13 protein-coding genes, 2 tRNA genes and 3 rRNA genes are annotated in these 21,318 nt (G+C 57.4%); 14 read left to right on the top strand and 4 right to left on the bottom strand.

The features are described 5' to 3' along the window. Window position 1: 1 nt before the first annotated feature. Window positions 2-424 (bottom strand): DUF4124 domain-containing protein, encoded by a 423-nt coding sequence (locus tag KSS97_RS24570; protein WP_217860349.1) that lies wholly within the window; start codon window positions 422-424, stop codon window positions 2-4. 401 nt (window positions 425-825) lie between these two features. On the opposite strand from KSS97_RS24570, the gene KSS97_RS24565 reads away from it, so the two are divergent. From KSS97_RS24565 to KSS97_RS24500, 14 genes are all read left to right on the top strand, one after another. Next, window positions 826-2,550 (top strand): acetolactate synthase 3 large subunit, encoded by a 1,725-nt coding sequence (locus KSS97_RS24565; protein WP_030140223.1) that lies wholly within the window; start codon window positions 826-828, stop codon window positions 2,548-2,550. Between the two features lie 2 nt (window positions 2,551-2,552). Then, window positions 2,553-3,044, top strand: a complete 492-nt coding sequence (ilvN, locus tag KSS97_RS24560) for an acetolactate synthase small subunit (protein ID WP_003205610.1) — start codon at window positions 2,553-2,555, stop codon at window positions 3,042-3,044. A 44-nt stretch (window positions 3,045-3,088) separates the two neighbouring features. Continuing rightward, window positions 3,089-4,105 carry a ketol-acid reductoisomerase gene (ilvC, locus tag KSS97_RS24555; protein ID WP_003185459.1) on the top strand — a complete coding sequence of 339 codons (1,017 nt, stop codon included), beginning with the start codon at window positions 3,089-3,091 and terminating at the stop codon, window positions 4,103-4,105. A gap of 142 nt (window positions 4,106-4,247) precedes the next feature. Beyond that, window positions 4,248-5,093, top strand: a complete 846-nt coding sequence (gene pssA, locus KSS97_RS24550) for a CDP-diacylglycerol--serine O-phosphatidyltransferase (RefSeq protein ID WP_030140222.1) — start codon at window positions 4,248-4,250, stop codon at window positions 5,091-5,093. Between the two features lie 75 nt (window positions 5,094-5,168). Next, a complete protein-coding gene (gene msrP / locus KSS97_RS24545; protein ID WP_217860348.1) occupies window positions 5,169-6,182 on the top strand; it encodes a protein-methionine-sulfoxide reductase catalytic subunit MsrP in 1,014 nt (337 codons plus the stop codon). Continuing rightward, entirely contained in the window at window positions 6,182-6,805 is a 624-nt protein-coding gene (msrQ, locus tag KSS97_RS24540) for a protein-methionine-sulfoxide reductase heme-binding subunit MsrQ (RefSeq protein WP_030140220.1), read from the top strand. The genes msrP and msrQ overlap by 1 nt, the downstream gene beginning before the upstream one ends. A 551-nt stretch (window positions 6,806-7,356) precedes the next feature. Further along, window positions 7,357-8,893 (top strand): 16S ribosomal RNA (locus KSS97_RS24535). Window positions 8,894-8,974: 81 nt separating this feature from the next. Next, window positions 8,975-9,051: transfer RNA gene (locus KSS97_RS24530), tRNA-Ile, on the top strand. Between the two features lie 30 nt (window positions 9,052-9,081). Beyond that, window positions 9,082-9,157, top strand: a tRNA-Ala gene (locus KSS97_RS24525). 246 nt (window positions 9,158-9,403) lie between these two features. Continuing rightward, window positions 9,404-12,295, top strand: a 23S ribosomal RNA gene (locus tag KSS97_RS24520). A 156-nt stretch (window positions 12,296-12,451) separates the two neighbouring features. Further along, window positions 12,452-12,567, top strand: a 5S ribosomal RNA gene (gene rrf, locus KSS97_RS24515). Together the 16S, 23S and 5S rRNA genes with 2 tRNA genes alongside form the textbook arrangement of a ribosomal RNA operon. 148 nt (window positions 12,568-12,715) lie before the next feature. Then, the gene (locus KSS97_RS24510; RefSeq protein ID WP_217860347.1) at window positions 12,716-13,375 is read left to right on the top strand and encodes a paraquat-inducible protein A; all 660 of its coding nucleotides are present in this window, start codon (window positions 12,716-12,718) and stop codon (window positions 13,373-13,375) included. Further along, complete coding sequence (locus KSS97_RS24505; RefSeq protein WP_217860346.1) at window positions 13,362-13,985, top strand: paraquat-inducible protein A; 624 nt, start codon at window positions 13,362-13,364, stop codon at window positions 13,983-13,985. The genes KSS97_RS24510 and KSS97_RS24505 overlap by 14 nt, the downstream gene beginning before the upstream one ends. Then, window positions 13,978-16,281, top strand: a complete 2,304-nt coding sequence (locus KSS97_RS24500; protein WP_217860345.1) for a PqiB family protein — start codon at window positions 13,978-13,980, stop codon at window positions 16,279-16,281. The genes KSS97_RS24505 and KSS97_RS24500 overlap by 8 nt, the downstream gene beginning before the upstream one ends. 64 nt (window positions 16,282-16,345) lie before the next feature. Here the strand turns inward: KSS97_RS24500 and mksF are convergent, their stop codons facing one another. The 3 genes from mksF to mksB are packed head-to-tail and all read right to left on the bottom strand — an operon-like array spanning window position 16,346 to window position 21,160. Next, window positions 16,346-19,186 carry an Mks condensin complex protein MksF gene (gene mksF / locus KSS97_RS24495; RefSeq protein WP_217860344.1) on the bottom strand — a complete coding sequence of 947 codons (2,841 nt, stop codon included), beginning with the start codon at window positions 19,184-19,186 and terminating at the stop codon, window positions 16,346-16,348. Then, a complete protein-coding gene (gene mksE, locus KSS97_RS24490; protein WP_181289764.1) occupies window positions 19,183-19,890 on the bottom strand; it encodes an Mks condensin complex protein MksE in 708 nt (235 codons plus the stop codon). The genes mksF and mksE overlap by 4 nt, the downstream gene beginning before the upstream one ends. Then, window positions 19,880-21,160: an Mks condensin complex protein MksB gene (gene mksB, locus KSS97_RS24485; protein WP_217860343.1), complete on the bottom strand. Its 1,281-nt coding sequence runs from the start codon at window positions 21,158-21,160 to the stop codon at window positions 19,880-19,882. The genes mksE and mksB overlap by 11 nt, the downstream gene beginning before the upstream one ends. Window positions 21,161-21,318: the final 158 nt, after the last annotated feature.

The following is a 21,318-nucleotide window of genomic DNA, read 5'->3' as shown; positions in this document are numbered from 1 at the left end:
CTCACTGACAGTTTTCCTCAATCTGCGCGCGGGTTTCGTCGATGCGCTGGCGCCGCTCTTCCTCGGTAAGGCGGCGCATTTCACCTTCCACCTCTTCTCGCACCCTGGGGTTGTTCTGCAGTTGCGCCAGGTTGGTCCGGGCCTGTTCGCAGAACGCCTTGAGCTGGGCCTCCTGTTCGGCCACTTGCTGCTTCACTTGCTTGTCGATCATTTTCTGATCACCAACGACACCACCTGAAGCGGGCGCTTGCGGTTTGGCGGCAGGCGTCGGGGTCTTGCCCACGGTAGTCGCATCCACGCCCTCGGGCGGTTGGGCGCCGAAATGGGTCACACCTTGGGCGTCCACCCATTTGTAGATCTGGCCGGCCATGCTCATTGGGCTCAGGCTTGCCAGCAGGATGGCCGTCAATAACATCGTTCGCATGCTGTTTCCTTGTCCTGGGTTGCGCAATCGAAGCTAACAGAGTAGCCGTTTAAAGGTTTTTTCTTGCGTTCTCATGTGCTTACTTCAATAAAGCACATTGACGACTTGACTTGCAGAGGGCGAAACAGAAGAATCCAAAGTCCGCTGTAGAGGGACTGCCAGAAGCAGACCCACTCGGCAGATCATGAGGCGCACATCCGCGCCGACCTGTTACACCCGCAACGCGTTACCTCGCGCTGGGTGGGAAAGGCCCGCAACACTTGGGACGATCCCAATACTTGCTCAGTCAGTGCTGACGTAGTCGGCGACCACCGTCGCTCATGCTCTGCCGAGAAGTAAACCTATTAAGACCCGTCCCTTTTTCCATGGGTCGGTATTCTGGCGTTTTAGAGGTGAACAACGTGGAGCTTTTATCTGGCGGTGAGATGCTCGTCCGCTTCTTGCGTGACGAAGGCGTCAAATATATCTACGGGTACCCCGGCGGTGCTCTTCTTCATGTCTATGATGCCCTGTTCAAAGAACCGGAAGTGACCCACATCCTGGTTCGTCATGAACAAGCGGCCACCCACATGGCTGACGGCTATGCCCGCGCCACCGGCAAGGCCGGCGTGGTCCTGGTGACATCCGGCCCCGGCGCCACGAACGCCATCACCGGTATCGCCACGGCCTACATGGACTCGATTCCGATGGTGATCATCTCCGGCCAGGTGCCCAGCACCATGGTCGGTACCGATGCGTTCCAGGAGACCGACATGATCGGTATCTCCCGGCCGATCGTGAAGCACAGCTTCATGATCAAGCACGCTTCGGAAATCCCGGAAGTCATGAAGAAGGCCTTCTACCTGGCCGAATCCGGCCGTCCGGGCCCGGTCGTAGTGGACGTGCCGAAAGACATGACCAACCCGGCCGAGAAATTCGAATACATCTACCCGAAAAAAGCCAAGCTGCGCTCCTACAGCCCGGCCGTGCGCGGTCACTCGGGACAAATCCGCAAGGCCGCCGAAATGCTGCTGGCGGCCAAGCGTCCCGTGCTGTACTCCGGCGGTGGCGTGATCCTCGGCGGTGGCTCCGCGCCGCTGACCGAATTGGCGAAGATGCTCAACCTGCCGGTCACCAATACGCTGATGGGCCTCGGCGCCTACCCAGGCACCGATCGCCAGTTCATCGGCATGCTCGGCATGCATGGCAGCTACACCGCCAACCTGGCGATGCATCATGCCGATGTCATCCTGGCGGTGGGCGCGCGTTTCGACGACCGTGTCATCAACGGTCCGGCGAAATTCTGCCCGAACGCCAAGATCATCCACATCGATATCGACCCGGCGTCCATCTCCAAGACCATCAAGGCAGACGTGCCGATTGTCGGTCCTGTAGAGAGCGTGCTGACTGAAATGGTCGCCATTCTCAAGGAAATCGGCGAGGCTCCGAACAAGGAGTCCGTGGCCAGCTGGTGGAAGCAGGTTGATGAATGGCGCGGTGATCGCGGCCTGTTTCCCTACGACAAGGGCGACGGCAGCGTGATCAAGCCGCAGACCGTCATCGAGACCCTGTGCGAAGTGACCAAGGGCGATGCATTCGTGACGTCCGACGTAGGTCAGCACCAGATGTTCGCGGCGCAGTACTACAAGTTCAACAAACCCAACCGCTGGATCAACTCCGGTGGCCTGGGCACCATGGGCTTCGGGTTCCCGGCGGCCATGGGCGTCAAGTTGAGCTTCCCGGACAACGATGTTGCCTGCGTGACGGGTGAAGGCAGTATCCAGATGAACATCCAGGAACTGTCGACCTGCCTGCAGTACGGTCTGCCGGTGAAAATCGTCAACCTGAACAACGGTGTACTGGGCATGGTTCGCCAGTGGCAGGACATGAGCTACGGCAGCCGTCACTCGCATTCCTACATGGAATCGTTGCCGGACTTCGTCAAGCTGGTCGAGGCCTATGGCCACGTCGGCATCCGCATCACTGACCTGAAGGATTTGAAATCCGGGCTTGAAGAAGCCTTCGCGATGAAGGATCGCCTGGTGTTCCTCGATATCCAGGTCGATACCAGCGAGCACGTCTACCCGATGCAGATCAAAGACGGCTCCATGCGCGATATGTGGCTGAGCAAGACGGAGCGTACCTAATCATGCGACACATTATTTCCTTGCTTCTGGAAAACGAACCGGGTGCTCTGTCTCGCGTAGTAGGCCTGTTCTCGCAGCGCAACTACAACATCGAAAGCCTGACCGTGGCACCAACCGAGGACCCGACCCTGTCGCGTCTGACGCTGACCACCGTGGGCCACGATGAGATCATCGAGCAGATCACCAAGAACCTGAACAAGCTGATCGAGGTGGTCAAGCTGGTGGACCTGTCGGAAAGCGCTCATATCGAGCGCGAGCTGATGCTGGTCAAGGTCAAGGCCACCGGCGCCCAGCGTGCCGAGATCAAACGCACTACCGATATTTATCGTGGGCAGATCGTCGATGTCAGCGCCAGCGTCTATACCGTTCAGTTGACCGGTACCAGCGACAAGCTCGACAGCTTCATTCAATCGATCGGCACTGCCTCGATTCTGGAAACCGTACGCAGTGGTGTCACCGGGATTGCCCGTGGCGACAAAGTACTGAGCATCTAACCAAATTTGCGAATGGCCGGAACGGCCGGATATAGGGGAAATTCATGAAAGTTTTCTACGATAAAGATTGCGACCTGTCGATCATCCAAGGCAAGAAAGTCGCCATCATCGGCTACGGCTCCCAAGGTCACGCCCAGGCGTGCAACCTGAAAGATTCCGGCGTTGACGTGACCGTCGGCCTGCGCAAAGGCTCGGCCACCGTTGCCAAGGCCGAGGCCCATGGCCTGAAAGTCACCGACGTGGCTTCCGCCGTTGCCGCTGCCGACCTGGTCATGATCCTGACCCCGGACGAGTTCCAATCGGCGCTGTACAAGAACGAAATCGAGCCGAACATCAAGAAGGGCGCCACCCTGGCCTTCTCCCACGGCTTCGCGATCCATTACAACCAGGTCGTGCCGCGCGCCGACCTCGACGTGATCATGATCGCGCCAAAGGCACCGGGCCACACCGTGCGTTCCGAGTTCGTGAAGGGCGGCGGTATTCCTGACCTGATCGCCATCTACCAGGACGCCTCCGGCAACGCCAAGAACGTCGCCCTGTCCTACGCTGCTGGTGTCGGTGGCGGTCGTACCGGCATCATCGAAACCACCTTCAAGGACGAGACTGAAACCGACCTGTTCGGCGAACAAGCCGTTCTGTGCGGCGGTACCGTCGAGCTGGTGAAAGCTGGTTTCGAAACCCTGGTTGAAGCCGGCTACGCACCAGAAATGGCCTACTTCGAATGCCTGCACGAACTGAAACTGATCGTTGACCTCATGTACGAAGGCGGTATCGCCAACATGAACTACTCGATCTCCAACAACGCCGAATACGGCGAGTACGTGACCGGTCCGGAAGTCATCAACGCCGAGTCCCGCCAGGCGATGCGCAACGCCCTGAAACGTATTCAGGACGGCGAATACGCCAAGATGTTCATCAGCGAAGGCGCTACCGGCTATCCTTCGATGACCGCCAAGCGTCGTAACAACGCCGCCCACGGTATCGAAATCATCGGCGAGCAACTGCGCTCGATGATGCCGTGGATCGGTGCCAACAAGATCGTCGACAAAGCCAAGAACTAAGTCGCGAGCTTGATCGAAAAACGCGGCCCTGGCCGCGTTTTTTCGTTTGGGTGATGGCTTCTGGTATAAAGCTGCATCGTTTGCGGCAGAACCGTCGTCCAGGCGCCTGTCGAATTTTTCACACCGTTGCAAGGTATTGTCCATGAGCGAACGTCCCGACGAGCCGAACCAGGCTCCTGACGCCGAAAGCCTGTTGCCCATCGATGAACACGTCGAAGAAGGCCATGACGCTGAAGGCCGCAAGGTCCGGCATCGTGGTATCTATCTGCTGCCGAACCTGTTCACCACCGCGAACCTGTTCGCCGGCTTCTATTCCATCATCAGCTCCATGAGTGCCCAGGCCGCATTGAGTGCTGGCGATAGCGTGGGCGCGAGTCGCTACTTTGCTTTCGCCGCGATTGCGATTTTTGTCGCGATGGTGCTGGACGGCCTGGATGGACGGGTGGCCCGCATGACCAACACCCAAAGCGCATTCGGAGCCGAGTACGACTCGCTGTCCGATATGGTTGCGTTCGGTGTTGCCCCTGCGTTGTTGGCGTTCGGTTGGGCGCTGGGGGACATGGGCAAGGTCGGCTGGATGGTTGCCTTCATTTACGTCGCTGGTGCCGCGTTGCGCCTGGCGCGTTTCAACACGCAGGTCGGTACCGCCGACAAGCGCTACTTCATCGGGCTTGCCAGTCCGGCGGCGGCAGGTGTGGTGGCGGGTGTAGTCTGGGCATTCAGCGACTATGGCATCCAGGGTTCGAAGATGTCCTTCCTGGTGGCGCTACTGGTTGCCGCGGCCGGGATGCTGATGGTCAGTAACATCAAGTACAACAGCTTCAAGGAGCTGGATCTGAAGGGACGCGTGCCGTTCGTGGCCATCCTCGCCGTGGTGCTGGTATTTGCCGTGGTGTTCAGTGATCCGCCGCGCATCCTGCTGCTGGTGTTCCTCGCCTATGCGGCTTCCGGGCCGGTGCAATATTTGCTGCGTCTTCGTCGCCGCTAAACGTTGCCTTAATGTAATCTCCTCCATACTCCGCAGTGTACGGGTGTATCTGCCCTCCAATACTGCGGAGTCGCCATGCTGATCAAGATCCCCAAGACGTCGGACTGTCGTGAGTCTGAGGTCACGCCTGAATCATTTTATCTCTCTCGTCGCCAGATGCTCAGCGCCACTGTGGCCGGCTTGGCGATTGGTGGTCTGCCGAACTGGGCCGGTGCCGCCGATATGGCGCGTTATCCTGATGCCGAGCCCGGAAAGGCGCCTTCCTGGTTTGCCGAGAAGCTTCCTTCTACCCAGTGGGGCGCCGTGACGGCAAAGGATGAGTCGATCACGCCGTTCAAGGACGCCACGCACTACAACAACTTCTATGAGTTCGGCACCGATAAAGGCGACCCGGCGGCCAACTCCGGTTCGTTGAAGACCGAGCCCTGGAGCGTGGTGGTGGACGGTGAGGTGGGTAAGCCGGGGCGCTATGCCCTGGAAGACTTCATGAAGCCTTATCAATTGGAGGAGCGGATCTATCGGTTGCGTTGCGTTGAGGCGTGGTCAATGGTGATCCCGTGGATCGGTTTCCCCATCTCCGCGCTGCTCAAGCAGGTCGAGCCGACTTCCAAGGCCAAACACATTCGCTTCGAAACATTGCAAGATCCCAAGGCCATGCCGGGCCAGCGTTCTGGCTTTGCCCTGATTGATTGGCCTTACGTGGAAGGTTTGCGATTGGACGAGGCAATGAATCCGTTGGCCATACTGGCGGTTGGCATGTACGGGCGTGAGCTGCCTAACCAGAACGGGGCGCCGCTGCGATTGGTGGTGCCATGGAAGTATGGTTTCAAGAGCGTAAAGTCGATCGTGCGCATCAGCTTGGTCAGTGAGCAGCCCAAGACCACCTGGCAGAGCATTGCGTCCGATGAGTACGGTTTTTATGCCAACGTCAATCCGACCGTTGACCACCCACGCTGGACGCAGGCGAGGGAGCGTCGTCTTCCGAGTGGACTATTCAGCCCCAATGTACGCGACACGTTGATGTTCAACGGTTACGGGGATGAGGTTGCCTCTTTATATGCAGGAATGGATTTGAGGAAAGACTACTGATGCGTTTTCCTGCTTGGCGGATCGGGGTTTTCCTCGCGGCAGCAATTTGGCCTTTGCTTTGGCTTTATGAAGCGTTGGCGGATTCATTGGGGCCGGATCCAGGCAAGGTCCTGGTAGATCGGCTCGGGTTGGGGACGCTGATCCTGCTGTTGATTACCTTGAGCATGACGCCGCTACAAAAAGTGACGGGATGGTCGGGGTGGATCGTTGTCAGGCGTCAGTTGGGGTTGTGGTGCTTCGCCTACGTTGTGCTGCACTTGAGCAGTTATGCGGCGTTCATCCTGGGATTCGATTGGTCGCGGTTGGGCGTCGAGCTGAGCAAGCGTCCCTACATTATTGTTGGGGCGCTTGGTTTTCTTGGTTTGCTGGCCTTGGCAGTTACATCCAATCGATATAGTCAGCGTCGGCTCGGCACGCGTTGGAAGAAGCTGCACCGCCTGGTCTATTTGATTCTCGGGCTTGGTTTGCTGCATATGCTGTGGATCGTGCGGGCGGATCTGAAGGAGTGGTCGATATACGCCTTTATAGGTGGCTTATTGTTGGTGCTGAGGATCGGGCCGGTTGCGCGGCGAATCCCTCGTCTAATGGGTAAGAAGATGCCTTCGGTAATAAAAACGAAATAAAGGGTTGACGGCAGATTCCAGGTGTCTATAATTCGCCCCACTTCCGGCGCAGTCGAAACGGAAAACTTCTTGAGTTTCAATGAGTTAAGTAGGTTTCGATAGGTCAGGCGCTTCAGTTCATCGAAGCGTTGAAGGAGTTGATAGGGCGGTGTTGTTTGGCTCTATTGGCGATTCGATCCTCTCGGTCGAAAGCGGTGAAAAAGAGGTGTTGACAGCAGCGAACAACGCTGTAGAATTCGCCTCCCGCTAACGAGAGATCGAAAGCGCAAGTGGTTGAAGTTGTTAAGGATTTCCAAGCGAAACTTTGAAAGCTTCTTAAAATAACCGCTTGACAGATACACGGGGCGCTGTAGAATGCGCGCCTCGGTTGAGACGAAAGGCTCAACCCACCGCTCTTTAACAACTGAATCAAGCAATTCGTGTGGGTGCTTGTGGAGTCAGACTGCTAGTCAACAGATTATCAGCATCACAAGTTACTCCGCGAGAAATCAAAGATGTAACCAACGATTGCTGAGCCAAGTTTAGGGTTTTCTCAAAACCCAAAGATGTTTGAACTGAAGAGTTTGATCATGGCTCAGATTGAACGCTGGCGGCAGGCCTAACACATGCAAGTCGAGCGGTAGAGAGGTGCTTGCACCTCTTGAGAGCGGCGGACGGGTGAGTAATGCCTAGGAATCTGCCTGGTAGTGGGGGATAACGCTCGGAAACGGACGCTAATACCGCATACGTCCTACGGGAGAAAGCAGGGGACCTTCGGGCCTTGCGCTATCAGATGAGCCTAGGTCGGATTAGCTAGTTGGTGAGGTAATGGCTCACCAAGGCGACGATCCGTAACTGGTCTGAGAGGATGATCAGTCACACTGGAACTGAGACACGGTCCAGACTCCTACGGGAGGCAGCAGTGGGGAATATTGGACAATGGGCGAAAGCCTGATCCAGCCATGCCGCGTGTGTGAAGAAGGTCTTCGGATTGTAAAGCACTTTAAGTTGGGAGGAAGGGCATTAACCTAATACGTTAGTGTTTTGACGTTACCGACAGAATAAGCACCGGCTAACTCTGTGCCAGCAGCCGCGGTAATACAGAGGGTGCAAGCGTTAATCGGAATTACTGGGCGTAAAGCGCGCGTAGGTGGTTCGTTAAGTTGGATGTGAAATCCCCGGGCTCAACCTGGGAACTGCATTCAAAACTGTCGAGCTAGAGTATGGTAGAGGGTGGTGGAATTTCCTGTGTAGCGGTGAAATGCGTAGATATAGGAAGGAACACCAGTGGCGAAGGCGACCACCTGGACTGATACTGACACTGAGGTGCGAAAGCGTGGGGAGCAAACAGGATTAGATACCCTGGTAGTCCACGCCGTAAACGATGTCAACTAGCCGTTGGGAGCCTTGAGCTCTTAGTGGCGCAGCTAACGCATTAAGTTGACCGCCTGGGGAGTACGGCCGCAAGGTTAAAACTCAAATGAATTGACGGGGGCCCGCACAAGCGGTGGAGCATGTGGTTTAATTCGAAGCAACGCGAAGAACCTTACCAGGCCTTGACATCCAATGAACTTTCCAGAGATGGATTGGTGCCTTCGGGAACATTGAGACAGGTGCTGCATGGCTGTCGTCAGCTCGTGTCGTGAGATGTTGGGTTAAGTCCCGTAACGAGCGCAACCCTTGTCCTTAGTTACCAGCACGTTATGGTGGGCACTCTAAGGAGACTGCCGGTGACAAACCGGAGGAAGGTGGGGATGACGTCAAGTCATCATGGCCCTTACGGCCTGGGCTACACACGTGCTACAATGGTCGGTACAGAGGGTTGCCAAGCCGCGAGGTGGAGCTAATCCCACAAAACCGATCGTAGTCCGGATCGCAGTCTGCAACTCGACTGCGTGAAGTCGGAATCGCTAGTAATCGCGAATCAGAATGTCGCGGTGAATACGTTCCCGGGCCTTGTACACACCGCCCGTCACACCATGGGAGTGGGTTGCACCAGAAGTAGCTAGTCTAACCTTCGGGGGGACGGTTACCACGGTGTGATTCATGACTGGGGTGAAGTCGTAACAAGGTAGCCGTAGGGGAACCTGCGGCTGGATCACCTCCTTAATCGACGACCGCAGCTGCTTCATGAGCTCCCACACGAATTGCTTGATTCATTGAAGAAGACGAAAGAAGCAGCCCGGAATTGGGTCTGTAGCTCAGTTGGTTAGAGCGCACCCCTGATAAGGGTGAGGTCGGCAGTTCGAATCTGCCCAGACCCACCAATTTTGTGTGGGAAACGCCTGTAGAAATACGGGGCCATAGCTCAGCTGGGAGAGCGCCTGCCTTGCACGCAGGAGGTCAGCGGTTCGATCCCGCTTGGCTCCACCACTACTGCTTCGATTGTATAGAGCTTAGAAATGAGTATTCCATCGGTTCGATGGTGAATGTTGATTTCTAGTCTTTGACTAGTTCGTTCTTTAAAAATTTGGGTATGTGATAGAAAGATAGACTGAACGTTACTTTCACTGGTAACGGATCAGGCTAAGGTAAAATTTGTGAGTTCTCTTAGTTGAGAAATTCGAATTTTCGGCGAATGTCGTCTTCACAGTATAACCAGATTGCTTGGGGTTATATGGTCAAGTGAAGAAGCGCATACGGTGGATGCCTTGGCAGTCAGAGGCGATGAAAGACGTGGTAGCCTGCGAAAAGCTTCGGGGAGTCGGCAAACAGACTTTGATCCGGAGATGTCTGAATGGGGGAACCCAGCCATCATAAGATGGTTATCTTGTACTGAATACATAGGTGCAAGAAGCGAACCAGGGGAACTGAAACATCTAAGTACCCTGAGGAAAAGAAATCAACCGAGATTCCCTTAGTAGTGGCGAGCGAACGGGGACTAGCCCTTAAGCTTCTTTGATTTTAGCGGAACGCTCTGGAAAGTGCGGCCATAGTGGGTGATAGCCCTGTACGCGAAAGGATCTTAGAAGTGAAATCGAGTAGGACGGAGCACGAGAAACTTTGTCTGAATATGGGGGGACCATCCTCCAAGGCTAAATACTACTGACTGACCGATAGTGAACTAGTACCGTGAGGGAAAGGCGAAAAGAACCCCGGAGAGGGGAGTGAAATAGATCCTGAAACCGTATGCGTACAAGCAGTGGGAGCCCACTTTGTTGGGTGACTGCGTACCTTTTGTATAATGGGTCAGCGACTTATTTTCAGTGGCGAGCTTAACCGAATAGGGGAGGCGTAGCGAAAGCGAGTCTTAATAGGGCGTCTAGTCGCTGGGAATAGACCCGAAACCGGGCGATCTATCCATGGGCAGGTTGAAGGTTAGGTAACACTGACTGGAGGACCGAACCGACTACCGTTGAAAAGTTAGCGGATGACCTGTGGATCGGAGTGAAAGGCTAATCAAGCTCGGAGATAGCTGGTTCTCCTCGAAAGCTATTTAGGTAGCGCCTCATGTATCACTGTAGGGGGTAGAGCACTGTTTCGGCTAGGGGGTCATCCCGACTTACCAAACCGATGCAAACTCCGAATACCTACAAGTGCCGAGCATGGGAGACACACGGCGGGTGCTAACGTCCGTCGTGAAAAGGGAAACAACCCAGACCGTCAGCTAAGGTCCCAAAGTTATGGTTAAGTGGGAAACGATGTGGGAAGGCTTAGACAGCTAGGAGGTTGGCTTAGAAGCAGCCACCCTTTAAAGAAAGCGTAATAGCTCACTAGTCGAGTCGGCCTGCGCGGAAGATGTAACGGGGCTCAAACCATACACCGAAGCTACGGGTATCACGCAAGTGATGCGGTAGAGGAGCGTTCTGTAAGCCTGTGAAGGTGAGTTGAGAAGCTTGCTGGAGGTATCAGAAGTGCGAATGCTGACATGAGTAACGACAATGGGTGTGAAAAACACCCACGCCGAAAGACCAAGGTTTCCTGCGCAACGTTAATCGACGCAGGGTTAGTCGGTCCCTAAGGCGAGGCTGAAAAGCGTAGTCGATGGAAAACAGGTTAATATTCCTGTACTTCTGGTTATTGCGATGGAGGGACGGAGAAGGCTAGGCCAGCTTGGCGTTGGTTGTCCAAGTTTAAGGTGGTAGGCTGAAATCTTAGGTAAATCCGGGGTTTCAAGGCCGAGAGCTGATGACGAGTTACCCTTTGGGTGACGAAGTGGTTGATGCCATGCTTCCAAGAAAAGCTTCTAAGCTTCAGGTAACCAGGAACCGTACCCCAAACCGACACAGGTGGTTGGGTAGAGAATACCAAGGCGCTTGAGAGAACTCGGGTGAAGGAACTAGGCAAAATGGCACCGTAACTTCGGGAGAAGGTGCGCCGGTGAGGGTGAAGCACTTGCTGCGTAAGCCCACGCCGGTCGAAGATACCAGGCCGCTGCGACTGTTTATTAAAAACACAGCACTCTGCAAACACGAAAGTGGACGTATAGGGTGTGACGCCTGCCCGGTGCCGGAAGGTTAATTGATGGGGTTAGCTAACGCGAAGCTCTTGATCGAAGCCCCGGTAAACGGCGGCCGTAACTATAACGGTCCTAAGGTAGCGAAATTCCTTGTCGGGTAAGTTCCGACCTGCACGAATGGCGTAACGATGGCGGCGCTGTCTCCACCCGAGACTCAGTGAAATTGAAATCGCTGTGAAGATGCAGTGTATCCGCGGCTAGACGGAAAGACCCCGTGAACCTTTACTATAGCTTTGCACTGGACTTTGAATTTGCTTGTGTAGGATAGGTGGGAGGCTTTGAAGCGTGGACGCCAGTCTGCGTGGAGCCATCCTTGAAATACCACCCTGGCAACTTTGAGGTTCTAACTCAGGTCCGTTATCCGGATCGAGGACAGTGTATGGTGGGTAGTTTGACTGGGGCGGTCTCCTCCTAAAGAGTAACGGAGGAGTACGAAGGTGCGCTCAGACCGGTCGGAAATCGGTCGTAGAGTATAAAGGCAAAAGCGCGCTTGACTGCGAGACAGACACGTCGAGCAGGTACGAAAGTAGGTCTTAGTGATCCGGTGGTTCTGTATGGAAGGGCCATCGCTCAACGGATAAAAGGTACTCCGGGGATAACAGGCTGATACCGCCCAAGAGTTCATATCGACGGCGGTGTTTGGCACCTCGATGTCGGCTCATCACATCCTGGGGCTGAAGCCGGTCCCAAGGGTATGGCTGTTCGCCATTTAAAGTGGTACGCGAGCTGGGTTTAGAACGTCGTGAGACAGTTCGGTCCCTATCTGCCGTGGACGTTTGAGATTTGAGAGGGGCTGCTCCTAGTACGAGAGGACCGGAGTGGACGAACCTCTGGTGTTCCGGTTGTCACGCCAGTGGCATTGCCGGGTAGCTATGTTCGGAAAAGATAACCGCTGAAAGCATCTAAGCGGGAAACTTGCCTCAAGATGAGATCTCACTGGGACCTTGAGTCCCCTGAAGGGCCGTCGAAGACTACGACGTTGATAGGCAGGGTGTGTAAGCGCTGTGAGGCGTTGAGCTAACCTGTACTAATTGCCCGTGAGGCTTGACCATATAACACCCAAGCAATCTGTAGACTCGAAAGAGGCCAGATTGCGGTGTGTGAAGACGAGATGAACCGAAAGTTCGAAACTCACCAAACACCGAAAGCTGTCACATACCCAATTTGCTGAAGCGAGGCCATGAGGCCACGACTCAGTACCCGAATTTCTTGACGACCATAGAGCATTGGAACCACCTGATCCCATCCCGAACTCAGCAGTGAAACGATGCATCGCCGATGGTAGTGTGGGGTTTCCCCATGTGAGAGTAGGTCATCGTCAAGATTAAATTCCGAAACCCCTATCTGCTGACGCAGGTAGGGGTTTTGTTTTGCTCGTTATAAAAGCCTGCGAAAGCTCGTAATAAATTTGCACAGTTATTTTCGAGCTGGAGCACTAGAATAGCCGCACCTAAGTTGAGCCAGAGCGCTTTATGCCCGATTCGTCAGACGTTGATAGGTTGTCAGATCTGCCGCTGGACGATCTGGTCGCGTGTCATGAATGCGATCTGTTGATGCGCAAGCCTAAGCTGGCCCATGGCGAAAGAGCCGAATGCCCTCGCTGTGGATATGAGCTCTACGCTCACCGGCACAATGTAGTGGAGCGCAGTCTCGCTCTGGTTATCGCCGCGCTGCTGTTGTTCATACCGGCAAATTTCCTACCCATCATGCAGCTCAATTTACTCGGGCAATCCTCCCAGGACACCGTTTGGAGCGGCGTGGTCGGTCTGTTCGATACAGGGATGCAGGGCGTAGCGGTGGTGGTTTTCCTCAGCAGCATGGGGATTCCACTGCTTAAGCTGCTCTGCCAGTTGGTTGTGCTGCTGACCATTCGCTGGAACATCGGACGAAGTTACGGCTTGTTGCTGTATCGCATTTATCACCATCTCAGGGACTGGGGGATGCTCGAGGTTTATCTCATGGGCGTGCTGGTTGCCATCGTCAAGCTAGCGGATATGGCGGCGATTACCGTGGGACTGGGCCTGGTGTGTTTTGTCAGCTTGTTGCTGGTTCAGGTCTGGCTGGAGGTGGTGATGTCACCGCATCAGATCTGGCAGGCATTGTCAGGAGGGGATACCCATGCGAGCAATTGATGCAGGCATCCTGATTTGCACGGAGTGTCATGAATTGAATCGACAGGAATCGGGCGCTGATAAACAGACTTGCACCCGTTGCGGTGCCCGAATCCACCCTCGTCGACCAAACAGTCTGATGCGGACCTGGGCGCTATTGATCACGGCAGCGATCGTCTACGTTCCCGCCAATGTCCTGCCGATCATGACGATCAACTCGTTGGGCCAAGGTGCGCCCAGCACCATCATGTCCGGGGTCATCGAACTGGTTCAGCACGGCATGATCCCGATTGCTGCGGTGGTGTTTGTTGCCAGCATTGTTGTGCCCACCTTCAAGCTGGTGGGCATCGCCTTGTTGCTTTTTTCCGTGCAACGTCACCAACCCATGTCCGCGCGCCAGCGCATCCTCATGTACCGTTTTATCGAGTTCATCGGCCGCTGGTCGATGCTGGATATTTTCGTAATCGCCATCCTGGTGGCCGTGGTGAATTTCGGGAGGTTGGCCAGTGTCGAAGCCGGTCTCGGTGCCATCGCATTTGCCAGTGTGGTGATTCTCACGATGATTGCCGCAGTAACTTTTGATCCCCGACTGATTTGGGATAACACGGAGTCGGATGACGACCATGAATGATTTGCCTACCGCTAAAACCCGACCGGCTTCGAACTGGTCGGCCATCTGGGTATTGCCACTGATCGCCTTGATCATCGGCGGCTGGCTCGGCTGGCGGGCTTACAACGATACCGGTATCGAAATCAATGTGCGTTTTGAAAGCGGTGAGGGTATTCAGGTCAACAAGACCGAGGTCGTCTACAAAGGCATGACGGTCGGCAAAGTGAAAGACCTCACGCTCGACGATGAAGGCAACTCGAAGGGCGTCATTGCAACCATCGAGATGAACAAGGATGTCGAGCAATACCTCAAGACCGGCACCCGTTTCTGGCTGGTCAAGCCAAGCGTGAGCCTGGCAGGGATTACCGGACTGGAGACGCTGGTTTCAGGCAACTATGTTGCGATCAGTCCTGGGGAGGGTGAATCGACCCGCAAGTTCAAGGCTTTGGCCGAAGAACCACCGTTGTCGGACGCCAAGCCGGGTTTGCACTTGACGATCAAAGCCGACCGACTGGGCTCGCTGGACCGTGGCAGTCCGGTTTTTTACAAGCAGATCCAAGTCGGCCAGGTGAAAAGCTACTCACTGTCCGAGGACCAACGCTCTGTAGAAATCAAGGTTTTCATCGAGCCGACCTATGCCAGCCTGGTCCGCAAACACACACGGTTCTGGAATGCCAGCGGCATCAGCATCGATGCCAACCTGTCGGGGGTCAAGGTACGTAGCGAATCCTTGGCCAGCATCGTCGCCGGGGGTATCGCATTCGCCACGCCGGAGAACCGCAAGGACAGCCCTCCCACCGACCCAAGCCTGCCGTTTCGCCTGTACGAGGATTTCGATGCGGCCGCTGCCGGGATCCGCGTCAAGGTCAAGCTCAGTGACTTCGAAGGGCTGCAGGCTGGCCGTACGCCGGTGATGTACAAGGGCATCCAGGTCGGTAGCCTGAAGACGTTGAAAGTCGATCCTGACCTGGCCAGTGCCAGCGCAGAGCTGACGCTCGATCCGTTGGCCGAAGATTACCTGGTGGCCGGTGCTCAGTTCTGGGTGGTCAAGCCGTCGATTTCCCTGGCGGGTATCACAGGCCTGGAAGCGCTGGTGAAAGGTAATTACATCGCGGTGCGACCCGGCGACAAGGGCGGCGCCCCTCAACGCGAGTTTGAAGCCAGGGCGAAGGCGCCGCCGCTGGACCTGCGTTCACCCGGGCTGCATCTGGTCTTGTTGACCGAGAATCTCGGTTCGCTGGAGGTCGGCAGTCCGATCCTCTACAAGCAGGTCAAGGTCGGATCGGTGCAGAGCTATCAGTTCTCCAAGAAGAAGAAACAACTGATCATCGGCGTGCATATCGAGAAGGAATATGAAGGATTGGTCAACGGTTCGACGCGATTCTGGAATGCCAGCGGCGTCACGCTCACGGGCGGTTTGACCGGCGGGATCCAGGTCAAGAGCGAATCGCTGCAAAGCTTGATGGCCGGTGGCATCGCTTTCGAAACACCGGAGCCGAACGTACCGTTGAAAAGGCGCATCCCACGGTTCCGTTTGCATGCGGACCGCGAAGCCGCGCAGCAGAGGGGCACCGTTGTGACGATCAAGGTCGATCGCGCCGACGGGTTGCGCAGCGGTACACCGATCAGGTTCAAGGGATTGGATGTGGGCAAGATTGAAGGCGTGGACCTGAGCGCCGACATGCAGTCGGTGCTGGTCACCGCACGCATCACCGAAGTGCCTGAGCGTATCGCCCGCACCGGGACTCAGTTCTGGGTGGTCAAGCCGGAGTTGGGTTTGATGAAGACCTCGAACCTGGAAACCCTGGTGACCGGCCAGTACATCGAAGTGCAGCCTGCCGTGAAAAACCTCGGGCCGCAGAAAAATTTCGTAGCCTTGGCCGAACCACCCGAGAGTGCCATCCCGGAGGCCGGCTTGAGCTTGGTGTTGAGCGCTGCTCGACGGGGGTCGTTGAAGATTGGCGTGCCAGTGACTTACCGCGAGATTACGGTAGGCAAAGTGACGGGCTACGAGTTGGGCCAGACGGCGGACCGGGTGCTTATCCACATCCTGATAGAACCCAAGTACGCGCCACTGGTGCGTAGCGGTACGCGTTTCTGGAACAGCAGCGGGTTCGGTCTGGATTTCGGACTGTTCAAGGGAGCGACGGTGCGGACCGAGTCGTTGGAGACGCTGATCCAGGGCGGTATTGCTTTTGCGACGCCGGATGGCGAGCGGATGGGTAACCCGGCCAGGCCGGAGCAGACGTTCCCGCTGTTCGACAAGTTCGAAGATGAATGGCTGACCTGGGCGCCGAAGATCAGTCTCGGCAAGTAAGCTTGTTGCAACAAAAAGGCCGCGATCCATTGGATCGCGGCCTTTTCACATCCAGCTAATCACATCACACCGAATCCAGCTCCGGCTCATCGGCCTGTACATTCATCGTAGCTTTCACCGCATCGTGACGACGGATGTACTTCCAGTCCGCTTCATCGATGTAGATGCCGTTCGGGCCGCTGCCGCCTTCCAGGTCGATGGCGACACTGGCGCAGACCTGCGGCTTCACGCTCGCCAGGATCGGCACGAAGCCCAACTGCAGGCTGGTCTCCAATAGTGCCGCCTGGTTCTTCTCGTCGATGTCCGCCGCTTCGTCCAGGTAGTACGGCAGGCGTACGCGGCCGGCCTGTTCGCGGTCCATCAGGTGCAGCAACAAGTACATGTTGGTCAGCGCCTTGATGGTCATGGTGGTGCCGTTGGACGCCGCGCCGTCGATGTCGGTATGAATCACCGGCTGGCCGTTGACCTTGGTGATCTCGAATGCGAGTTCGAACAGGTCCTTGAGGCCGAGCTGGTTGTGGTTCGCCGCCACCAGCCGCGCCAGGTATTCCTTGGCTTCTTCGTTCTTGTTGTCCTGCTCGGCGCTCTGGCTGAGGTCGAATACCGACAGCGTCTCGCCCTCCTCGTACTGGCCGGCGCTGTGGATGATCTGGTCGATGTGCTTGAGCGCTTCCTTGTTCGGCGCCAGGACGATGCGGAAGCTCTGCAGGTTGGACACTTGGCGCTTGTTGATCTCGCGGTTGAACAGCGCCAGTTGATGCTCGAGGCTGTCGTAGTCGCTGCGGATGTTGCGCAGCGTCCGGGCGATGTCGGTCACCGCCGCACGGCGCGCCTTGCCCAAGGTCAGGGCTTCGTCGGTGCGGTGGGCATAGGCGTTGATCAGCAGTTGCAGGCGCCGCTCCATGTCGTCTTCGCTGTCGAACTTGGCCACGCCCTTGAGGCGCACCTGCGCGTACAGCGCCTCGATCTGGCCGTCGACCCGTAACAGGCCTTGCCAACTGTCCTGGTAGTCGTTGAGCAGCGGCAGCAGGTTGTCCATGGAATCGTCGACCGGGTCCATGAACGGGGTGCCGAACGGCAGGTCCGACGGCAGCAATTGACGACGGCGCAGGGCGTCGTCGAGGGTGCGTTGCTTGGCTTCCATGTCGGCGATCTGCCGGCCCACCAATTGCAACTTGGCGGACAACTGCTGGACGCGCTCGGTGAAGGCATCGCTGGAGCGCTTGAGCTCGTCCTGGGCGGCTTCCATCTGCGCCAGTTGCTCAAGTTTCTCGCCCTCTTCGGCGCTCAAGGTCTGGGTGCGACGGAAATCTTCCAGGGCTTTCTGGGCATCGAGGACCTGCTGGTACAGCGCCTCGGTCTGGGTCTTGCTCGCGGCGCGGTCGGCGGCCACGGCTTGTTGGGTCTTGAGCTGCTTGAGTTCTTTTTCCAGGCGTTCTTTCTGGTCCCGCAGCGCAGCGCGGTCGGCCAAGGCTTGCAGGGCCGGAGGCTCGATGTGGGACAGGTCGATGGACAGGCCCGGCACTTCGAAACGCTCGCCCTTGAAGCCGTCGAGGATCAGCTCCATGGATTTGACCCATTCGCCATTCTCGTCCAGCGCGATACCGTGCTCGCCCAACGGCAGGCTGAACAGGGCGCTGTTGAACAGGCGCATCAGGCGTTCCACGTCCTGCTGGGAGAATTCTTCCCGCAGACGGGCGTAGCTGTTGTTGTCGGCGTGATCGAGTTGTTGCTTGACCGACTTCAGGCGTTTTTCCAGGTCCCGCAGGCGCTCTTCCAAATCTTCGGCACTGAATTGCCGGGACTGCGCCAAGGCGCCGGCCAATTCATCGTGGGCGTCCTTGGCGGCAAGCAATGCCTGCTCCAGCACCTTAACGTCATCCACCAGGGCAAAGCGGTTCTTGAGCACCGACAGTTCGCCGATCCAGCGCTGGATGCCGCTGATTTCCCGCTCCAGGCGCATCAGCTCCTGGGTGCCGCCGCGTTGGTCGTTCTGCAGCGAATCCTGCTCGTTGCGGTAATGCTCGGCCTGGATGGTCAGCTCTTCCTTGCGCGCACTGGCGTAGTCCGACCAAGTGCCCAGCAGCGAGTCGAGCAGCGGCGAGAGGCGATGCAATTTGCCGCGCAGGATATCGCGCTGCTTCACGCCATTGGCCAGGGCTTCCACCAGCGGACCGGCCGCCACCAGGGAGTTGTAGTCCTGCTCCATGCGTCGTACGTCGCGGAAGGCTTCTTCGCACGCGGCGATGTAGTCCACGCTGCCCGAGCGCAGGCTGTGCTCGAACGCATCGAGGAACAATTGCTTGAGCTTGGCCGCAGTGATTTCGCGCATGTGCAGCAGGTTGATAAACAGCGCGCGGAAGGTCTTGAGGCTTTGCTCGCTGGTGGAGCGCAGCGGGATCAGCGTCAGGTCCAGCGGGATCGAGGTGTGACCACCGACCAGCAGGCGACGCAGCTCATCCGGCTTGAGTTCGTAGGCTTTCAGGCCTTCGCGTTCCAGGTTGGTGAACAGCTCTTTCTGCCGCAGGCAGGTGTCGTCCTTCTGATAATGGGCCAGGTCCAGTTTGCCGGCATAGGCAAAGAACTGGTGACCGAAACCGCCGCCAGGGCCGCGGCCGACCACGCCAATCACATGCGGTCCATGGGGCAGGGCGACTTCCACCAGGATATAGCTGGTGTCCGAGGCAAAGTAGAAGCGCCGGGATTGTTCCAGGCTGTACTTGCCGAAGCTCATGTCCGACATGCGCGCCAGGATCGGGAACTGCAAGGCGTTGATCGAGGCGGATTTACCCAGGTTGTTCGCGCCGTACACCGACAGCGGTTCTTCCAGGGGGAACAGGCCGAGGCTGTAGCCGGCGGTGTTCAAAAGGGCAAAGCGGCGGATGCCGTAGCGTTCCTTGCTCATGCGTCGGTCTCCTGTTCTTCTGCAATGGCGCGGGCCAGTGCGTCTTCTTCGCTTTCTTCTTCGCCGTCGAATTCACTGAGGTCCAGCGGGTCATCGGTCTGCAGCAGTTTTTCGTCGCTGTCTTCATCGATGAGCACTGGCGCCGGCAGCGGCAACACGCTGTGCAGGCTGGCGGCCAGGTCGCGGTCCTGCTGGACTGACAGGCAGACGTCGAGGAAACGATGCATCGGCGGCAGGAAGCGGTACACGCCGTTTTCTTCGCTGGCAAAACCCAGTTGGGTCATGCGGCGCATGATTTTTTCTTCCAGCTCTTCCTGGGTCTGTACTTCGGCCTGGATGAACAGGTCGCGGTATTTCTCCAGCAGCGAAGGCAGCTCATCGCGGCCCAGGCTGCCGCCGTCGAGCACGGCGATCGGGTCGCGGCCCTGGTCGGCCAGGTGCTCGACCAGGATGAAGGTGAACAGGGCCAGGCGCTGGGCAGTCTTGTTCACCGCGGCGGCGGCCAGGTCCGGCACGAAGTAGTAGAAGCCACGGGTGTCGCACACCAGCTCGAAGCCCAAGGCCTTGAACAGCGTGCGGTACTGGTCCTGGAAGTTCGACAGTTGGGCGTACAGCTCCGGGTCGCGGCGGCTGACGTGATAACCCTTGAACAGCTCGCGGAAGATCGGCGCCAGCTGGGACAGTTCGGATAGATCAAGATGCATGGGGGATGCTCGCAGAATCCTCGGTGGCGGTGTCGCCGGCCGAGAGCAGGGCGAAGGAGCGCAGGCTGACCTGATGCTCGTGAGTGTGGTAGTCGCGGCGTTCCAGACGCTCGCGCTTGAAGCGTTTTTCCCGCGACAGGCGCGAGAACCAGTACAGCAATTCGTCGGTGGCGCCGTCCGGTTCCTGCTCCAGCAGCCACGTCATCAAGTCCGGCATCGGCAGGGCGTCTTCGCAACGCTCGACCATCTCGCGCACGGTGCGTGGTGCACGCGGGGCTTCGCCACCCTTGTGAGTCTTGTGGGATTTGGGGAAGCGCGCCGGTTTCGGTTCGAAGCGGGCCAGGGCATAGACGTAGGCTTCAACCTGGCTGGCGCTGCCCAGGAAGGTGCTTTGCGGCCGGGTGAACAGCGGCATGGCCGCTTGCGGCACGGCGTCGATGCCTTTGCGGCGAATGGCGGCCAGGGCCAGGGCGGCGCCACGGGTCACGGCGTTGTGGCGGCGAGCCTCTTCGCGCAGCGGCAGAAGTAGTTCCCGGGCATGGCGCAGGGTCAGCTGGGCGCTGGTCTGCATTTCCAGGATGCGCGCGTGGGTGCGCAGCAACATGTCGTCGTCCACCAGGTGACCGAGGCGCTGCTGTTCGGTGAGCATGCGCAACAGCACATTCTCGACCTTGCGCACGCCTTGCTCGAAGGCGCCGTCGGCGTTCACCAACTGGATCATCGGCTCGACGTATTCGTCCCAGGTCGCCAGCACTTCGGCATAGCGCTGGCGCAGCGGGATCTGCCGGTCGCTGGTCTTGGCCCGTTCGGCGACGGCGACCAATGCCTGTTCGTCGTTGGCGAGTTTCTTGAGGACGTCGCGCACGCGCATGTCCAGCAGGCGCAACTGGCGGGCCAGGTCGTTGCCGTCGCGCACGTCGAAGGCGTCCTGGATGTAGCCGGCCAGGCGCTCGAGGTGGCGCAGGTACGCTTCGATCTCCAGGCACAGGCCCAGGCGGTGTTCGCGGCGCAGGTATGCAAGGAAATCATGGATCTGGGCGTTGAGCTCGAAACGGTTCGGGCTTTTCGCCACCGGCACGAGGATGTCCAGGCGGATCCACACGTCCAGCAGATTGGTGATGTCCTGGGGCGTGCTGTCCAGTTGTTGGGCGGCCAGCTGTGAACGCAATTCGTTGAGGCTCAGGGTGCCCTGGTCGAAGTGCTCGCACAAAGGTTCCAGCAATGCCCAGTGTTCGGCGAGGGCGCGCAAGACGCGCTTGGGTTCGATCATCGCAATGGCCGTCGGGTTGGCAATTAAAAGCGGCGATTGTACTGCATCGGGCCGGTTGCGATTCACCCCTGAGACGGACTGTCGTCATGTATTGAACAACTAATGAAGCGACAGGGAAGCGATCCGCGCCGAAGGGCGGTAGAATCGCTGCCACTTTC

The organism is Pseudomonas alvandae (genome assembly GCF_019141525.1).
Taxonomy (GTDB): Bacteria; Pseudomonadota; Gammaproteobacteria; order Pseudomonadales; family Pseudomonadaceae; genus Aquipseudomonas; species Aquipseudomonas alvandae.
Note: the sequence above shows the minus strand (reverse complement) of the source record. Positions and strands in the feature narration are given on the sequence as shown.

Bases quoted from the DNA above. Each gene is read 5' to 3' on its own strand.
- mksB (WP_217860343.1), bottom strand. From the start codon at position 21,160: ATGATCGAACCCAAGCGCGTCTTGCGCGCCCTCGCCGAACACTGGGCA.
- mksF (WP_217860344.1), bottom strand. From the start codon at position 19,186: ATGAGCAAGGAACGCTACGGCATCCGCCGCTTTGCCCTTTTGAACACC.
- KSS97_RS24500 (WP_217860345.1), top strand. From the start codon at position 13,978: ATGAATGATTTGCCTACCGCTAAAACCCGACCGGCTTCGAACTGGTCG.
- mksE (WP_181289764.1), bottom strand. From the start codon at position 19,890: ATGCATCTTGATCTATCCGAACTGTCCCAGCTGGCGCCGATCTTCCGC.
- msrP (WP_217860348.1), top strand. From the start codon at position 5,169: ATGCTGATCAAGATCCCCAAGACGTCGGACTGTCGTGAGTCTGAGGTC.
- pssA (WP_030140222.1), top strand. From the start codon at position 4,248: ATGAGCGAACGTCCCGACGAGCCGAACCAGGCTCCTGACGCCGAAAGC.
- KSS97_RS24510 (WP_217860347.1), top strand. From the start codon at position 12,716: ATGCCCGATTCGTCAGACGTTGATAGGTTGTCAGATCTGCCGCTGGAC.
- ilvC (WP_003185459.1), top strand. From the start codon at position 3,089: ATGAAAGTTTTCTACGATAAAGATTGCGACCTGTCGATCATCCAAGGC.
- KSS97_RS24505 (WP_217860346.1), top strand. From the start codon at position 13,362: ATGCGAGCAATTGATGCAGGCATCCTGATTTGCACGGAGTGTCATGAA.
- ilvN (WP_003205610.1), top strand. From the start codon at position 2,553: ATGCGACACATTATTTCCTTGCTTCTGGAAAACGAACCGGGTGCTCTG.
- msrQ (WP_030140220.1), top strand. From the start codon at position 6,182: ATGCGTTTTCCTGCTTGGCGGATCGGGGTTTTCCTCGCGGCAGCAATT.
- KSS97_RS24570 (WP_217860349.1), bottom strand. From the start codon at position 424: ATGCGAACGATGTTATTGACGGCCATCCTGCTGGCAAGCCTGAGCCCA.